The sequence below is a fragment of the Vibrio furnissii CIP 102972 genome (genome assembly GCF_000176175.1).
Lineage (GTDB): Bacteria > Pseudomonadota > Gammaproteobacteria > Enterobacterales > Vibrionaceae > Vibrio > Vibrio furnissii.
Map to the genome: position 1 here is coordinate 23613 of NZ_ACZP01000023.1, position 16686 is coordinate 40298.

The 16686-nt window shown below is 46.3% G+C and carries 12 protein-coding genes and 3 pseudogenes; 8 read left to right on the top strand and 7 right to left on the bottom strand.

Features of this window, described 5'->3' with window-relative positions; genetic code table 11:
* Nucleotides 1-329: 329 nt before the first annotated feature.
* Entirely contained in the window at nt 330-1406 is a 1077-nt protein-coding gene (locus VFA_RS22715; protein WP_038152856.1) for a replication initiation protein, read from the bottom strand.
* Nucleotides 1407-2349: 943 nt separating this feature from the next.
* Here VFA_RS22715 and VFA_RS22720 point away from each other — a divergent pair.
* From VFA_RS22720 to VFA_RS22735, 4 genes and pseudogenes are all read left to right on the top strand, one after another.
* Nucleotides 2350-3072, top strand: coding sequence for a hypothetical protein (locus VFA_RS22720; RefSeq protein ID WP_004729604.1), 723 nt, complete (start codon nt 2350-2352; stop codon nt 3070-3072).
* A gap of 10 nt (nt 3073-3082) precedes the next feature.
* Complete coding sequence (locus tag VFA_RS22725; protein WP_370447184.1) at nt 3083-3811, top strand: hypothetical protein; 729 nt, start codon at nt 3083-3085, stop codon at nt 3809-3811.
* Nucleotides 3808-4325: pseudogene (locus VFA_RS23585) on the top strand (metal-dependent hydrolase). The gene VFA_RS22725 and the pseudogene VFA_RS23585 overlap by 4 nt, the downstream one beginning before the upstream one ends.
* Before the next feature lie 108 nt (nt 4326-4433).
* Complete coding sequence (locus tag VFA_RS22735; protein ID WP_004729606.1) at nt 4434-5135, top strand: phosphoribosyltransferase; 702 nt, start codon at nt 4434-4436, stop codon at nt 5133-5135.
* A 288-nt stretch (nt 5136-5423) separates the two neighbouring features.
* On the opposite strand, the gene VFA_RS22740 is transcribed toward VFA_RS22735, so the two are convergent.
* The gene (locus tag VFA_RS22740) at nt 5424-6320 is read right to left on the bottom strand and encodes a LysR family transcriptional regulator (protein ID WP_004729607.1); all 897 of its coding nucleotides are present in this window, start codon (nt 6318-6320) and stop codon (nt 5424-5426) included.
* Between the two features lie 195 nt (nt 6321-6515).
* On the opposite strand from VFA_RS22740, the gene VFA_RS22745 reads away from it, so the two are divergent.
* The 4 genes and pseudogenes from VFA_RS22745 to VFA_RS22760 all read left to right on the top strand — a co-directional run bounded on the left by VFA_RS22745 (nt 6516) and on the right by VFA_RS22760 (nt 10320).
* Entirely contained in the window at nt 6516-7925 is a 1410-nt protein-coding gene (locus VFA_RS22745; protein WP_004729608.1) for a YfcC family protein, read from the top strand.
* A gap of 49 nt (nt 7926-7974) precedes the next feature.
* Nucleotides 7975-8880 (top strand): aspartoacylase, encoded by a 906-nt coding sequence (locus tag VFA_RS22750; RefSeq protein ID WP_004729609.1) that lies wholly within the window; start codon nt 7975-7977, stop codon nt 8878-8880.
* A gap of 215 nt (nt 8881-9095) precedes the next feature.
* Nucleotides 9096-10016, top strand: a pseudogene (locus tag VFA_RS22755) (IS5 family transposase).
* A 22-nt stretch (nt 10017-10038) separates the two neighbouring features.
* The gene (locus VFA_RS22760; protein WP_038152863.1) at nt 10039-10320 is read left to right on the top strand and encodes a hypothetical protein; all 282 of its coding nucleotides are present in this window, start codon (nt 10039-10041) and stop codon (nt 10318-10320) included.
* 49 nt (nt 10321-10369) lie between these two features.
* Here VFA_RS22760 and VFA_RS22765 read toward each other — a convergent pair whose 3' ends face one another.
* From VFA_RS22765 to VFA_RS22785, 5 genes and pseudogenes are all read right to left on the bottom strand, one after another.
* Nucleotides 10370-11440 carry a ParB family protein gene (locus tag VFA_RS22765; RefSeq protein WP_004729611.1) on the bottom strand — a complete coding sequence of 357 codons (1071 nt, stop codon included), beginning with the start codon at nt 11438-11440 and terminating at the stop codon, nt 10370-10372.
* Nucleotides 11440-12639 (bottom strand): ParA family protein, encoded by a 1200-nt coding sequence (locus VFA_RS22770; protein ID WP_004729612.1) that lies wholly within the window; start codon nt 12637-12639, stop codon nt 11440-11442. Before VFA_RS22770 ends, VFA_RS22765 begins: the two co-directional genes overlap by 1 nt.
* Nucleotides 12640-12951: 312 nt before the next feature.
* Nucleotides 12952-15958: pseudogene (locus VFA_RS22775) on the bottom strand (Tn3 family transposase).
* A gap of 83 nt (nt 15959-16041) precedes the next feature.
* On the bottom strand, nt 16042-16341 hold the full coding sequence (locus VFA_RS22780) for a type II toxin-antitoxin system RelE/ParE family toxin (protein WP_016151372.1): 300 nt from the start codon (nt 16339-16341) through the stop codon (nt 16042-16044).
* Nucleotides 16334-16576, bottom strand: coding sequence for a type II toxin-antitoxin system ParD family antitoxin (locus tag VFA_RS22785; RefSeq protein WP_016151373.1), 243 nt, complete (start codon nt 16574-16576; stop codon nt 16334-16336). The genes VFA_RS22780 and VFA_RS22785 overlap by 8 nt, the downstream gene beginning before the upstream one ends.
* Nucleotides 16577-16686 lie beyond the last annotated feature (110 nt).

Below are 16686 nucleotides of genomic sequence, written 5' to 3' on the forward strand. Positions count from 1 at the left end.
GTATTTAGATAACACTATTCAGGTTGAAATGATCTTATTTCAGGTGTGGTTGATCACTTATCAGGTGAATAGATGACACATTTCAGGTGTTAATGATCGTATGTCAGGTGTTTAGATGACAGTTTTTAGGTGTCCGGAAGTCAGATCAGGCACTTACTGAGCATGGCGGATGTATTACAGCGATTACTACACCTGATTTCTGTCTTTGATACCGCTTAAGTATCACATTTTAGGTGGATCTCGTTCTTTACACCTAAAATGTGTCATACATCACGTGGATATACCTTATTTATGTCCGTTGTGGGAGATAAGCACCTAAATTATGTCTGCTAGTACTCTGGGTTGTTACTGATTTCTGACAGGGTTTCTATCTTATCCAGCAGCGAATCAACTTCATTCTGAGTGTTTTCTTCTTGTTCTGCTTGTTGCTTAAGGTGACGTTTCGATAAGCTCTCTTCCACTTTGATGGCGTGTTCTTCTTTCCCTATGTAACGATAAGCAATCGCCAGGGACTCGAGCTCTGCTTTAGAAAGGCGAATGTTGTTTTGCAGCCTTTTAAGCTCAAGTTCCCGAATTGTTTTCAGTGCGTCATGCTGATTGAGTTCGTCTACAGTGCCGAGCTTTATCCAGCGGAACAGGAACTTGATCCCAGTGATGGTCCGGCCTTTCTTGATCACTTCAAATCCTTTTTCTCCGCTATCGCTTTCGAGAAATAGAAGTTCTTTTCGGATCTGTGGATGCTCAGAGAGTTCCTTAATGCTTTCACGAATACAGCGCTTCATGAATACGCTGTTGTTCTTAAAAGAAGTCTTATCCTTTTTAAGCTTCCCTGCTTCATTAAGGAGGCCAAAGACGCCTTTCAGCTCGTCGAGCTTTTGCTGGTGCATTTCAAAGCCTTTGTCTTTGAAGCGGCTCAGCAGCTCATAAAGGCGCTTGGAGTATTCTTTTTTTACATCAAAGAAATTACGGGTGTTGATCAAGGCAAATCCCTGATTGTACTCGATGTATTCAGATTTAAGCATGTCGTTAGGAACCATGGTTAATACACCATTTTTATAGGCAATATGCTTAAACAGAGGACGATAGTCGAACTCTGTATCTCCTTTTCTGGATTCGATTTTGATACCGATTTTACGGCTGGCCAGACGATTAGCTACCGGGCTTAAGTTACTGCCAATGTGTTTGGATTCAACGCCTAACCATTCTGATAACTGGTGTGAAGTGAATTCGTAATGTGGAGTGTTGGTATCCCAGTCAGCCGCTTTCATATGAGCCACCATCAGCGCAAACATATCCGCTTCCCTGGCTGAAAGATCCTGACGGCTGAATACCAGCTGATGACCTTTCTTGATGTGCTTTGGCAGGTTGTCACTGACGACAGGATAGTAATATTGTTCTTCGCTCATGGTTTCCATCCAAGACATAACTTAGGTTAATTATTACATAATATAGGTGAGCTGAACAAATTAATACCTGGATTGTGTCACATAAAATTTGACAGATATATTTCTCTTTTGAGGCGGCGCAAAAACAGGCGTGTAATTGTTTTGATCCTCGCTGTTTAAAGATCAGATCTTCGATCTCAGCATGGATCTAAAAGAGATGCATAAATGAAAGTTTTTCCCCCTCAATTATGTCCGGTTCTTACATGCCGGTCGTTACGGGAAAAGACGCCAGCGACAGTAAATAAATGGGCGGCCATTGTGCTTGTACAATCAAAGAAAATGTAAGTGACAACGTGATGTCGTCTTGACGGGTGACGCCTGAGTTTTGGTTTTAACTTACTCAGGATAAACAGGTTCTACGGGTGATGATGACCCTGCCTTGCTGTTAGGTTGATTAATTTTTAACACAAACCAGTAAAGGAAACGGAAGAGAGTAACGCCTCGACCTGCGATGGAGTGGCGAACCATGTGACTAAGCCCAGCCCTAACTAATCTGTCACAAATTTACGCACCTGATAAAACATCACGAAGAAAAACCAACATCTTAAATATTCCTGGATGGGAGAAGACAGGGTTGATGCTAACGCTTTTATGTGGCATCACCCAGCCCCGTCATAGACTTCCTATGTGCGAAAAATACGGTCGTTAATTTTAATCATCTACCCTAATCATCATCACTGTCACTTATCATCCTATTGTTTACCCCTTTCTTTCGATTAAAAACCCGCGACGCTGTGCGAGATTAACCTGTGTCCCCTGCCCTCCCGGATTGAGACGAGAGCTGGCTCCACTTTGTTCAATATACAACACCATTACATTTTTATTTCGGGTGAGTCGCAGGGAATTTGCTCACGCTTTTTTTATTTCTCTTACCTTGTATGTTGTAGCGGTCAGGAAGAAGAGTATGCGATTTTTAAAACTTAGAACCGATCATAAACGCCAGCGAAAAGACGGGTCTCGTTATGTGACACCTTTAATCGTAGATACCCCTCGTCGCTTTGCGCCAAGCCGGGATCGAAAAGAAACCAGCTTACGCCGAACCCAGTGTCAGCTGATAACCGGTGCGCATGATTCGGGTAAAAGCCGGTGGCTCACCCGCCTGCGTGACAGCCGGCACGAGATCTGGGGCAGTAAACCACAACCGGTTTTGCTGGAAGGCCTGATGCCGCTTTCCAGCTGGGTGGAAGTGAAAGGGATTGAACAATGGTACGAAAATTGTCACGAAGAAGACGCCTGTTTTACTCCCTGGAGCAAGCTCAACCTGCAACTCAAAGCGGATTTACTGGCTGATTACCTGGTTGAGACTCAATCGCTGCTGTTCATCGACGATGCTCACAAGCTGACAGGACGTAAAGCACAGATAGCGCGTAAATGTCTGCTGTCAGCAAAAACCTGGCTGATGGCCTGCAGTGAAGAAGGACGCTTGCCTCCTTCTATTCGCCCTATTGTTGAAAGGCGTGAGCCTCAACGTATCAATCTGGAAAGTGACGTGAGTTACGACACAACGAAAGCCCTGATCTGGTTCATGGTTGCCTTATGTGTCGTTGCCGGCGCCTGGGAAGCGGGGGCTGTGATTGGGGGGCTTCAGATGTTGGGCAATGGACGGAGGTCTACCCGTGCAGATTAGAGCACCCTGGATGTTACTTGGGATACTGGCTGTTAGCCAAAGCTATGCGAATGACTGGGGGATCGATTCTCCCTGGAAGGAACCTGTCGCACCTCCTCCGGAAATAAAACCATTCGTGTTACCTACTCTCACAGGAGAAGCCCCACATTACAACACCCCTGCTCCGGCTTTAAAACCTGCCCCTAAAATCGACCCTGATGTTATTTTTCAAACCGTTCTGAATTGCTACCCGGAGAAGAGTAAATTTAAGCTGGACTTAAGTCTGGTCGCGGGAATGAAAACCAATCTTGACGAGTACAACAGTGATGACTGGCCGGAAATCTTCGAGCACTATGTTGGGATTGTCGGCAAGATGCCGCTCTATTCCACGACAGAACAGTCACGGGAACGCCAGTGGGAGTATCAGCGTCGTACCTCAACCGCAACTTCGGTGGCGGCGTTTGCTCAGGCCCTTGCTGACCGTAATTATGCGTATCGTCTGATGGGACTGTATTTATCTCTCGAGGCTCGCTCACAGCAGCGTGTGGCTCAGGGGGTGGCAAGCGTTAATGAGCAAGTCGCATTACTTGAAAAGGTCGCGGGCTCTCATTGCAATGTTCTGGCGCATGAAGCCAAAATAGTAGAGCACCGGTTAGCACTGGTTGCACTCTGTGAAGACAGCTACAGTAAGAGGGTTAATCAGTACTTGCTGGACTTAGCGTTTCTTCCTCCTCATCAGGCGGAACATCAAAGCAAATGAAGTGGCTCAATCATGGTCTCATCGCTGGCGCTGTTTGTGCCGTTGTCTCGCCACCTCATGTACCCATATGCATTGCAGGAGCCACCGCTCCAGACTGGATTGAATACGTTGTTAAAGTGTTTGGTCACAATATCAAGCATCGTGGCACTACCCATATTTTTACCCACTGGCTTATCGTTGCCCTCGTCTTCACATTTGTCTGGGACTATCAGGGGGTAGGAATGGCGTTCGCATGGGGTGGTGTCAGCCATATCCTGACCGATGCCATGACCGTTTCCGGTGTTCCTTTTTCTCCCTACAGTGACAGACGTTTCCATCTGTTTGGTGGACGGTTCCGGACCGGTGACCCGGTGGAATATGCCATCTCTGCTGGCGTTGTGATTGTCTGTATCGCTTTGTCTCATATCTCCGGAGGGCAAGGTTTGCTCCATTTTTTTATGACTGGGCCGGTATGTATGAGCGCGGATTAATTGATGCTCTGGAGTGGAAAACAAACCGGTTCAGGCTGATTTAAATGGGCTGAAAGTTGTCAATATTCAGGCTGAATATCTTTTGGTTTTCGCTCCCGGTTCCATTATCCTAACCCCTTGGTTGATAAGTTGTTTGCAGTTAGAAGAGTGAGATGGGCATTAATGTTTCCAAATCAAAACTGGTGTCACTGACCGATGCCCATGAGCGACTGGTTGTCACCCACCCGGATAAAAATCCGGTGGAGTATAACCTCGGCTTAGAGAAATACCTGACGGCGGTTTTTCAGCGTAAGAAAGCCCGGAACAGGACCGGAGACGGTAATCCGCTCATTTACGCACTGAAGAACATGCACAGGTTCCGTATTTCGGATGAAGACAGAGCGTCTCTGTTTGGATTGATGAAGTCCATTATTGCACGCCATTATCAGGGGGAAGTATTTGATCGTATTCTGCCTTTGCCCTCTTCAAAACCGGTGGTGTTCTGGGTGGCTCAGGCTTGTCAGGAAGCCCAGGGCGTGCCGGTTGAGCGTAATGCGTTTGTCAAAGCGACCAATGCCAATGTGCTGGCCCAGCTGCAGCAGGTGGAGAGCCACAAAGAAATTATTGAACTGAGGAAGTTACTGGAAGCGCGCAAACCGAATGCGGTTTTTAGTATGAAAGACTTGTCGCAGTTTCAGCGTCAGTTTGTTGAGCCTGTCCGTCTGAACCCGTTTTTTACGCCCGAAGGCAGAGTGCTTTTGGTGGATGATTTGGTTTCCTCAGGTGCAACGTTTAAATCCGGCTATCGGTCGGTGAAAAACAAACATCCGGAAGTGGATATAGAATGCTTGTCGTTGCTTGGTCCGGTGACTTGACTCGGTAACGCAGGGACGTATAATTGAACATACAGACCGTACATGTGCTCTATGGTCTTTAAAGAAGATATGAGCGAAAGCTTATGAGCCCGAGCTGCACCCTGAAACGAGGTCAGACCATAAGGGTTGAGTATCGTTTAGTTAGGCATCGGCTAACACCATTAATTTATTAATGACAACAGCGCCCGGTTTATCCGGGCGCTGTTGTATCTGCAGTTTACCACTCGTTTTATTCTCCGGAATTTTGTCAATATTCAGCCTGAATATTGACAAACTCCGCTCTGATATTCATTCATATTTCAAGGTCTTAACCGTTTCTTTTGAGCAGGCGGAGAAGTGACGGGAAAGATCACTGCGGATACGGTCTGAGGCGTAATACATAGTGTATCGATACTCCAGCCCCGGGCTGAAAGGACGGGTCACTACGTTATCTTTTGGCCACAGATGGGCGTTGAAAGGATCCAGCAAAGCAAGACAAAGCCCGTTGGCAACCAGACCGTATCCGGACAGCGATCGCTGAGTCGCGAACTGGAAGCGGACATCGATGTTGTGTTCCTCGAGCATGGCTTTATGCCGGTTCCATTCTATGCCGTCTTCATCGACCAGTTTTAGCAGGTTTTCTCCGTTCAGATCCTGAGGGTTAATCACCTCTTTCTCCGCAAGCCGATGGCCTGCCGGCATCACACATACCCAGTTCACAGTGATCAGCGGCTCATCAATAAAGCCAAAATCGTAGCTGACATGGTTGGTAATAATCAGATCGTATTTGGCGTGACGCAATCCCTGCATTAGCTGGTTGACGCTGTCAGAGAGCAGGCTTACCTGAACATCCGGATACGAAGTTACAAAGTCTTTGATGATGCGCGGTACCACCCAGGTAGCCAGAGCGGGCGTAGCCCCGATCGATAAACGGCCGCGTGAGGAATGACGAAGATTTTCCGCCACACTTTCCAGGTGCTTAATGCCGTGAAAGATGTTTTTCACCTCATCGTAAAACGCCATCGCTTCCGCAGTCGGGTGCATCCGGCCCTTTTCCTTACGGAATAATTCAAACTCGACGCCTTCCTGCAAATCCTTGATGAGCCGGCTGACAGAAGGCTGGGAAATACGCAGCTCTTCGGCTGCCCGGGAAAATGACCCGGTCTGAATGACCGAGAGAAAAGCCTGAAGCTGTTTATATTGCATGAGTAATACCTATAGCATTTTCAAATAATACTATACAAAAATGGCCATTGAATAAATAAGGTATGTGTGGAACATTGCCCGTACACCGGATGAATTATTTCCCGGAAAGCAAAACGGATTTACTTGGACATACAGAAACGGAGAACTGTCATGAGTACGATGAGCCAGGAGCAGAGCCGCTCCCGGGAAACTGAGATGCCGAGCCGTTGGTATCAGCGCTTCCCTGATCCTATGGTACTGATTTTTTATATTCTGCTGGTTGCCAGTGCGCTGACCTGGCTGGTACCTAAAGGTGCCTACGATACCGAAAGCGTCGACGGACGCCAGCGGGTTATCGCCGGTTCCTTTCATTACTTAACTGAGAGTGACGCACCGGCCGGTGTGTTTAGCGTCATCAATAAGCTGTTCGATATTTTTGTCGCCATCCCGCAGGGGCTGGTTCAGTCGGCGCAATACCTGTTTATTGTGTTCATTGCCGGAGGACTGTTTAACATTCTTTACCGCACCCACGCACTGGAAAACTTCGTCGGTTCTTCTGTTAAGCGTATCGGTCTGGAACGCGGTAATCTGCTGATCTGGTTATCCACTTACCTTTATGGTGTATTCGGGATTGCAGTGGGTTTTGAAAACAACATTGCGCTGGTACCGGTCGCGCTGCTGGTTTCGAGTGCCCTGGGTTATAAGAACCTGGTTGGGGCCTGCATTGCGATCGGGGGGATTGGAATTGGTTTCGCTCTGTCACCGATTAACCCTTACACCGTCGGTGTGGCGCAGAATATTGCCGGGCTGCCGATTTTCTCAGGCGCTCTGGTCCGTTGTATTTTAACCTTTGTCTGTCTGTCGATGCTTGCCTGGTACATCACTGCGGTTGTCGCTCCCAAAGCGCGCAGCGAAGATACCGGACAGGACGGGTTATCTTCTGAACTCAGCAGCTACAGCATGAGCATGCAGGACAAAGCCGTCATTCTGATTTTTCTGGCCGGTATTGTGGTTATTGCCGGATGTTCCTATCTGGCGGGTACTGGCGCGCTGGGCCGCAGCTGGTACATTAAAGAAATCACGGCGGTATTCCTGCTGATCTCTATTGCGATTGCCGCTACCTGCCGTATCGGTGCCAATCAATACGTGAAATACATGATTGAAGGGGCATCCGGCGTGACTGGAGGAGCTCTGGTTATCGGTCTGGCAGCTTCGATTAAAGTGGTGCTGGAAGACGGCCAAATCATTTATACCATAGTGCACACCTTTAACCTGCTGATTGGCTACGTACCGGACGCGCTGACAGCGGTCACTATTAGTGTGATTCAGGGGTTCATTAACCTGTTTATTCCGAGTGGTTCAGGACAGGCTCTGGTGACCATGCCTATTCTGATCCCGCTGGCAGACCTGATTGGTATCAGCCATCAGGTGATGATTTTGGCGTTTCAGGTCGGTGACGGCATCACTAACCTGATCATCCCGACCTCAGGCGGTACGCTGGCCATGCTGGCTCTGGCCAAGGTGAGTTTTTCCAATTGGGTGAAAACCATCTTCCCGGTCATTGTCATGGCATATGTCTTAAGCTGGGTATGTCTGGTAATAGCCCAGTACACCAACTGGTCATAAACAAGAGACCGCAGCGTGGCTGGCACCGCGCTGCTGTATGGAGATGTAAGTGAATACAGTGAAAAATATCGCGTTGATCGGCGGCACCCACGGTAATGAGTTATCCGGGATTTATCTGGTGAAAAAGTGGCAGCAGAACCGGACACTGACGCAGTGGCCTGAGCTCAGCATCACTACCAAAATTTCAAATCCGAGAGCCTGTGAGAACAGTGTGCGTTATATGGAATCGGATCTGAACCGGGAATTCTGTCAGGCTGATCTGGACGATAACAGTAAGGTCGGTTACGAGCAGTTGCTGGCAAAAAAGCTTAACGCTGAACTGGGGCCAAAAGGTGCGTCACCGTTTGATTTCATTATCGATCTGCACAACACCACCTCTAACATGGGAGCGTGTCTGATGCTGTTGAAAAAAGATGATTTCAACTTAAAGCTGGGCGCGTATGTTAAAAGCCGCATGCCGGAATCGAACATCTACTTCCAGGACAATATCCCGGAGAACAAACGCAGCTTTCTGATCACCATCGCAGAGCAGGGGGTGACGGTCGAAGTCGGCGCACAGCCAAATTCAGTGTTGCAGCATAAAACGCTGGAGCTGATGGAAACCATGACCGCGCACATCCTGAACTTTTGTGAGCAGTATAATCAGGGCTCTGAACTGGACCTGCCGGACGGTTATGAGGCCTTCCAGTACTGCGGAGACCTGAAGCTGCCGATGACCGAAAACGGTGAACGAAACGGAATGGTGCTGAAATCGATTGATCAGCGTGACTTCTCTCCGGTTGAACCGGGGCAGGCGATCATGGAGACCTTCGATGGCCAACTAATTTACTGGGAAGGCGATTATACTGCTTATCCGTTGTTCATCAATGAAGCGGCATATCGAAAAAGCAGCAACGCGATGAGCCTGTCAAAGAAAATCACGATAAGCGGGTATCAGGCCTGTCTTACTGAGTAAAATTTTCACGAATGAAAAACGTCTGAAGCCGTGTTATTACTTGGTTCTTCAGGCTTTTTTTGTTTGTGGTTGCGCTGATGTTTAGGAACAATAAAGTTTGTACACTAAATCAATTTTGGAATAATAAAGTTTGTACGGCTTTGTTGCGTAATTCGATGGAACTAAATCAAGAAACTATGATCTGAGCGGCTACGCCCATCAATCGTCGTAGCCTCATGCCTAAACCTCGTTACAAAACAACTAACTGGAAGCAGTACAATAAATCCTTAATCAACCGTGGTTCTCTGGCCTTTTGGATTGATGAGGAAGCGATAGCTGAGTGGAAGCAAAACAAACAAGGCAAGCGTGGTAGACCTCGCCGATTCAGCGACTTAGCCATTACTACCGCACTGATGGTGAAACGCGTTTTCTCTATGCCCTTGAGAGCGCTGCAAGGTTTTCTAGACTCCGTATTTAAGCTGGCTAACATCCCGCTTGTTTGCCCGCACTACACCTGTATAAGCCGCTGAGCTAAGGAAGTTGAAGTTTCATTTAAAACCAAAACCAGAGGAGCAATACAACATCTGGCCATTGATGCCACTGGCCTCAAGGTTTATGGCGAAGGTGAATGGAAGGTCAAGAAGCATGGAACTGATGGGAAGCGAAGAGTCTGGCGTAAGCTGCATATCGCGGTAGATACAAGCACCCACGAAATAGTCGCAGCAGAGCTGAGCTTATCTAACGTAACTGATGCCGAAGTGCTCCCCAACTTACTCAAGCAAACACGTCGTAAAATCATTGAGATATCAGGCGATGGCGCTTATGACACAAGGAATTGCCATGATGCCATACGGATCAAGCGAGCTGTTCCGCTCATCCCGCCAAGAGAAGGAGCAGCCTTCTGGGAACAAGGGCATCCTCGTAACTTAGCGGTAGGTTGCCAGAAGCTCTATGGCTCCAACAAGAAGTGGAAAAAGCGGTATGGCTATCATAAGCGCTCTCTATCAGAGACCGCAATGTACCGAGTAAAACAGCTGCTAGGTGGGAAATTAAGCCTGAGGAACTACAACGCTCAGATTGGCGAGACTTACGCCATGATCAAAGCACTGAACAAACTTACAGGGCTTGGTATGCCTGAAACTCAGTATATTGTATAAAAGTCGCTCAACTTTAGGAGGTTTGGTTTCTCGTCTGAATTACGCAACAAAGCCGATTATTGATGCTAATGGCCCTAAGGGCATGGATAAATTCAAAGGACAGCTGGCTCATAATATGTTGTCTATTCAGAAATATTTACCTGAATCGTCACGGTTTGAAGTTGTCGATAAAGGATTGTTTCTGACATTGCCATTAACTTGGGCCGAGGAAAACCATGACTTGAAAGATAACTTGGAAAATTTACTTTCCGTGTTAACGCCTCTTAAATTAGCTCAGAAATCAAGCTCCATTGATGCTGGTTAAATTTTGTGAATAAGCCGGGAACCCCGGCTTAACTTCTGCTGCTTATTGCTTATTGCTTATTCAGTACCGAATGAATAGCTTTATCCAACTCATCCTGAACCTCTTTCGACAATCGTCCGAACTCGTAAGAAAAGTTACGGCCTTTTACCCGCTTACGGGCAAACATACCTTTGCTGTCGAAATGGGCCAGGGGAGTCACTTCGGCTTTGTCCTTATCTTGCTTTTCTTCTTCTATCTTGAGCTCAGCTTTGATGGCAGAAACAATAGCGTCTTTCTGATCCTGAAGGTCGTATTCAGCCTGAATATTGACAATATGCTTTTCGATTTTATTTACGAAGCCTGAAAGCTGCCTGTTGTCCTGGCAAACCTTCATCACCTTATCAAGTAAGGTATAGTCAGGATGGGAAAGGGCGTTTGCAACTGGGAATAACTGGACGAGCTTTTCATCAACGCTGGCCGCCTTGATTGCTTTACTTACACCGGCCTGGCTAAGACCAACTTGTTTTGCAATTTCAGCCTGAGTGAGTTCTTCATTCGAAGCTTTGATTGCTAAACATTGTTTGCCTATTTCCCGAAGGTTGTGCTCTTTGGCTGTCTGCAATTGTTTGGCTAATGCTTTTGCATCGGCAACCGAAATATCATCCTGAGTAACCAGAATACGGAACGACTCTACGCGACCTTCCTGCAGCAGGAACCAGGCGCGACGACGAGAGCCATCCAGCACATCAATTTTACCATCGACTTCGCGGCCAACTGCCGGGTAGAACTGTTGAAACTCGAGTGAATTTAAATCTGAAAGTGACTCTGGCGTCAATAATGACTGGTCCCGGCCGTTTACATCAAAAGTAACGACGGTTTCATCACGAACCTGTTCATGTGACAATGTCACTTCATTAAAGGTTGCCGTATTGCCAGATGAAAGCTGCCAGACCATGCTCTGGCCAACTGAATCGATACCAAATTGCTCTTTAAGGAATGCCGCCGCGTTTTCACCGGCTTTCTCTATTTCAGTAGTCAGTTGCTGAGTTAAATTAGTCAGGTTTGCTTTTGCTGCCGATTGTTGTGCTTCTGCAGATCCAGGAGCATTACCCAAAGGGCTGCCACCACGTTTTTTGGCCATTATGCTTGCTCCTGTTCACGCCAGATATTAAGGATGTCACGCTGAATTTGGCTTATGACTTCATAACCATTTTGCTGCGCGGTCTGGAAAGTTGATTTGCTCTTAGGGTATTCACTCTTTGACATATCGAAAACGGTCGAGAGCAGGGAGGAGGCTTGTCTAATCGCTTCGCTGTGTTTGAATTCTTTCGAATACAGATACGGACCAAAGTGATCATAAAGGCTGTTCATCAGCTCGGTAGTTGTTGAGCTATCACGATGGTTAGTCAGCAATATTTTCATGAAGTCATAACCTTCGTGATTCGCATTGGCCAGCAACGCCCAGACCTGAGGAATGTAACTAAAATATGAGCATGTTGCATCGATATCGTTTTCAGTAATTGATAACGGGAACACCACACTGGTTGCTGCAAAGTACGCGTTGTACGTTGCGTAACCTAAAGAAGGTGGCGTATCGATGATGATGATGTCGAACTCCTCTTTCACGGCATCAATGATATCGTCCAGAATAGAGTAAGGGGAGGGCAGTTTGTGGCTGAACACTTGTTCATGAAACCACCCTTCGATCGCCCGGTCACTCTGTGCCGCAGGCAGGATACGCAAATTTGGAATAGTGGTTTCAAGGAATGCCTCGGATACCGCCTGTTCAAATGTCTCGCCTTCATCCAAATCAAAATTACGCATAATAAGGTCACCAACAGAAAGGCTTCCTTCCTGATCGGCTTCTGGTGCGTAGTACATGGATAATGTTGCCTGACCATCCATATCAATTAAACCAACACGATATTCCTGATGGAACTCGGTTGCCAAACCTGATGCAACAGTTGCGGCAGATACGGTCTTACCAACACCACCTTTCTGGTTCTGGATCACTATGACTTGAGCTGACTGCTTTTCACTACGACTGAATTTTGGCTCTTTACGTAAAGTCTCAGGTAATAAATCACGTACGCGATACATTTCTTCGATATCAATAGACCATTGCGAGTCTTCATGACGACGAGGGTCAATCTCTGCAGCTGTTACGTACTTATCTAAGGTTTTGGCATCAATGCCCAGATAGGCTGAAGCCTCTGCGCGAGTGAAATTACGCAGTTCTTTACGGTGATTAGCAAGCAAACGTAAGTTACGTCGTTTGATGTAGGCATCTGCACCTTGCTTAAGTGACTGAAATATTGTGGTGGTCTGCTGGGAATCCATTTCTGCCTCCTTATAGGAATTAGAAACAGTATATCCCTTATTTTTTGATGTGTGTATCAAAAAATAAGGGAGTGGTGTGAACTGCTATTAGTTTTTGCACAAATTTAATACTAATTAATGTAAGTCGCACCGGGGATGTATGCGCTATTTCTTGCGAGCCTCGATTTTAGGGGGGCGTCCAAGTTCCTCATTGGGCTCAATACACTCATCTTCGAGCCAATCCAAGCAAATATGGGGGTAATGACCAAACCCCCGATTTGTTCTCTTGAAATCATTTATGGGGTCTGAAGCCCAATGGGACGAAAACGTACGCTAAGCAAAATCTTCCTGTTCTGACGGCTGTTTAAGCGGTCTTAACTCACCATTTAAAACCTGTTCGGTCAATGTAAATGAGTAATGCCCCAACATATTCACATGTTTATGGCTGAGTGGTGATAGTCTTGCAATGTCTTCATCGTTTAGTGTTTCACCTTGTCGTTCTACGTGCTCTAATGCAGCTTGCATATAGATGGTATTCCACAGCACAACGGCATTAGTGACTAAGCCAAGCGAACCCAATTGATCTTCTTGCCCTTCTCGGTAACGTTTGCGGATTTCACCGCGTTGACCGTGACAAATGGCTCTGGCAACGGCATGACGACTTTCGCCTCGGTTTAATTGGGTTAGTATTCTGCGTCGATAGTCTTCATCATCGATGTAATTCAGTAAATATAATGTCTTATTGATACGACCAGCTTCGATAATGGCCTGAGCAAGACTCGATGGTCGGTCACTTTTGAGCAACGACCGAATCAGTTCTGATGCCTGCACTTTTCCCAGTTTAAGAGAGCCTGCTATACGCATCATGTCATCCCAGTGAAGCTCTATTTTTTGTGGATTTACGCAGTTTCGTGCTAGCTCATCGAGTACACCGTAATCCGCTTCTTTATCTACGCGCCAAAATACCGATTCGCCTGCATCGGCTAACCTTGGCGAGAACTGATATCCCAATAACCAGAATAAGCCGAAGACCATGTCACTGGCTCCTGCTGTATCTGTCATGATTTCAGTAGGGTTTAATCCGGTTTGCTGTTCCAATAACCCTTCGAGTACGAATATGGAATCTCGTAGTGTTCCTGGTATAACTATTCCGTGAAATCCAGAAAACTGATCGGAGACGAAGTTATACCATGTGATACCACGGCTGGAGCCAAAGTATTTTCGGTTTGCACCTGAATTGACGGTTCTTATTGGTGTGATAAATCGCATCCCATCAGCAGAGGCAACTTCACCTCCGCCCCAATGCTTAGCTAGTGCAAGAGTAGACTGAAAATCGACCAGTTTCGCGTTGGCTTTTACTAACGTTTCAGCACGTAAATAATTTTGTTTAACCCAACTGAGTCGGTGTCTGGTTAAAGCAGGGATATGAGACTTTATCAGTGGCTCAAGGCCGATATTGCAAGCTTCGGACAGTAACACGGCGCAGATACTTACCGTTAAATCATTGGCACGTGCGTTAGATTCGCTAATATGAGTGAATTCATCGGCAAAGCCAGTATGAGCATTGACTTCAAGTAGTAGTTCTGTGAGGTCTACGGCAGGAAGTAACGCCTCAACTTGTTTGGATAATCCCTGTAAGCTCGGAGGGTTATCTAGTCTATCAATATTTGTGATGGTCAGAGCTGGTCGTTTCCCCGAGATATCAATATCCACCGAACCATTATCGTCAAAATTTGCGGCAACCTGATGATAGGTTGTATCCAGTTGCCTGACTAACGCATCGATGGCTTCTTTTGCGTTTAGCGGATGTCCCAGTGATCGACAGACCTGAATTCGGTTGGACTGCCACTCTTGCCCCTGCAAAAGTTTGGCTCTCGGATCGCCCCAGCGATCGCTGTTTTCGACATAGATATCTCGTCGGCGCAAGCTATCCTGTAATTTATCCAAAAAACACAGTGTGTAGCCTCGTTTAGTCACCCGACCACCTTTATCTAATACCAATCGCTTCCATGGATTAGATACGATATCCACTGGCGCATCATCAAGAATTTGTTTTTTTGAGTCGAGTAGTTGCGCTAAGTACTGGTGAACTTCAAGCGTTTTGTCTCCCGCAGGAGCGGCGGAAAATTCGATATCACGGAGCAGTTTTGGTAGAAAACGCCGAACTCGCTCGTACTGTTCAACCATCTCTTCATGAAAATTGTCATCATAAGGTCGGGCTAACTCGTGTACGGTAGAAATAGATTGCGCTAGCTTTTCCCGTGAAAATTTAGCAAAGATTGACGGACGTAGCGACTCATCATCTAAGTTGTCGTCTAGCAGCAGAGTACAAACTTTAGCTAAAGCCAGTGCAGATTTATCCAAATCTTTTAGAGTACGAAGACGCTTTTTCTGTCCTAATTTCTTCGCTTCGCCAGCGATATTTGTAATCAAAAGATCCAGTACATCCAACGCTTCATCTAATGCAATAATTTCATAGGCTTTCACAAAAGCCACGAGTATCGCAGTACGCTTAGTCTCCGGCATACGGCCTATTTTGTATGCCGAGATCATTCCAGCATGACGGGCAATATGTTTAAACCGGACGGGAGGAATACCAGTAAAATCCAGTTCAGTTATTCCATAGGTTTGAAGTGCTTTGTAACGTTCAATAGCCTCATTAAATGCAGGGCCACTGACATTGACCGGCCCCTTACGAAAACGGTCGAAGTGTGTTGTTCTGGCTGCTTCAGGAATTTGTAGTAAGGAATCCAACCTAGCTTGCTGATCCGAATTTGGGAGACTGGATAGTTGCTGCCACAATCGGTTTTCTGCTCGGTCTCTGATTTGTGAAATTAAACGGGTTAAAGTTGATGCGCCTGGTAAAAGGATTTTATGTTGGATCAGCCATCCGGTCGCTAAATCAAACAGTAAACTCGGGCGTTCATTACTGATCCAACTCCGGCTATAGAGAAGGCGGGATAACAGGAATGACCACGGCCAAACAAACTCACGATAACCATACTGATTGCGGATCAGAGCGGTATGCTCGCGGCGTGTGGTTTCGCGCTGAGAATAGTCAGACAAAATACCAATATTGGTTATATTCAGTTGCCTTGCGACAAACCATTGGGTATTCGTTGGGATTTGATTTAAATCGATCAAGAAAGTACCAAGAAAGCGAACACAACCTAATTGCAGCGCAACTCCAAATCGATTGTGTTCACCACGTCTTTGTGTAATAAAAGCTAAGTCAGCCTCGTCCAAATGGAAGTACCGCGCCAATTGAACATCATTCGGCTCCCCATTAAATTGCCCGTAACTATTTTTTTATTCAGTGGTTAAAAAAATCTACGGGCATAGCCAAAACCTCTTATTGGTTACACAAACTCAAATCAGTGACGTATTGTTTTCCCATTTCCGGCATGTAAGCCATGAGGAATTTTAATAAATATCTGGATGGAAATGCCGCAATGGTTCCATTTGCTGATGAAGAATACGGATTATGTAAATACTATGAGGTTGTGGGCGATAAAAAATAGCATGTTTATGGTGATCGTGGCGGCGAAGCCCTTCGGCAATTTCGGGGCACTCGTAACCCATCAAAGGTTGTTCTGCAAGCGTTAGCAAAACGTCATGCATACTGTCTGTATAAGCATCCGCTTGCTCTATGCCAAAGTTCAATAGGGTGTATTCAAAGATATGCTCAAAGTCTTCTGCGGCGAGGTTGGAAAGTTTATACATTGTGTCTCTGCTTTACTTTAGTCGCAATGTCATGAAGTGATAATGAGCATTGACCACTCTGCTCTCCGGCTTCAATCGCCATTTTTAGAGCCGTGGTTTGTTTCTCTTGCCTTTCGAGTAGCCGCAATGCAGAACGAACTACTTCGCTTGTTGAGCCATAGCGACCAGTCGCTATGAGTTGGCCGACAAACTCATCTAGCTGAGACCCAATCGTAACACTAGTTGTGCGTGACATATTTCCACCTACATGTGTGAATAATTAACACACCAATAATAGGTCAACTAAAATTCAAAATCAAATCACGATCTTCGTATGATAATGAAGTATACTTATAAGTCACACGT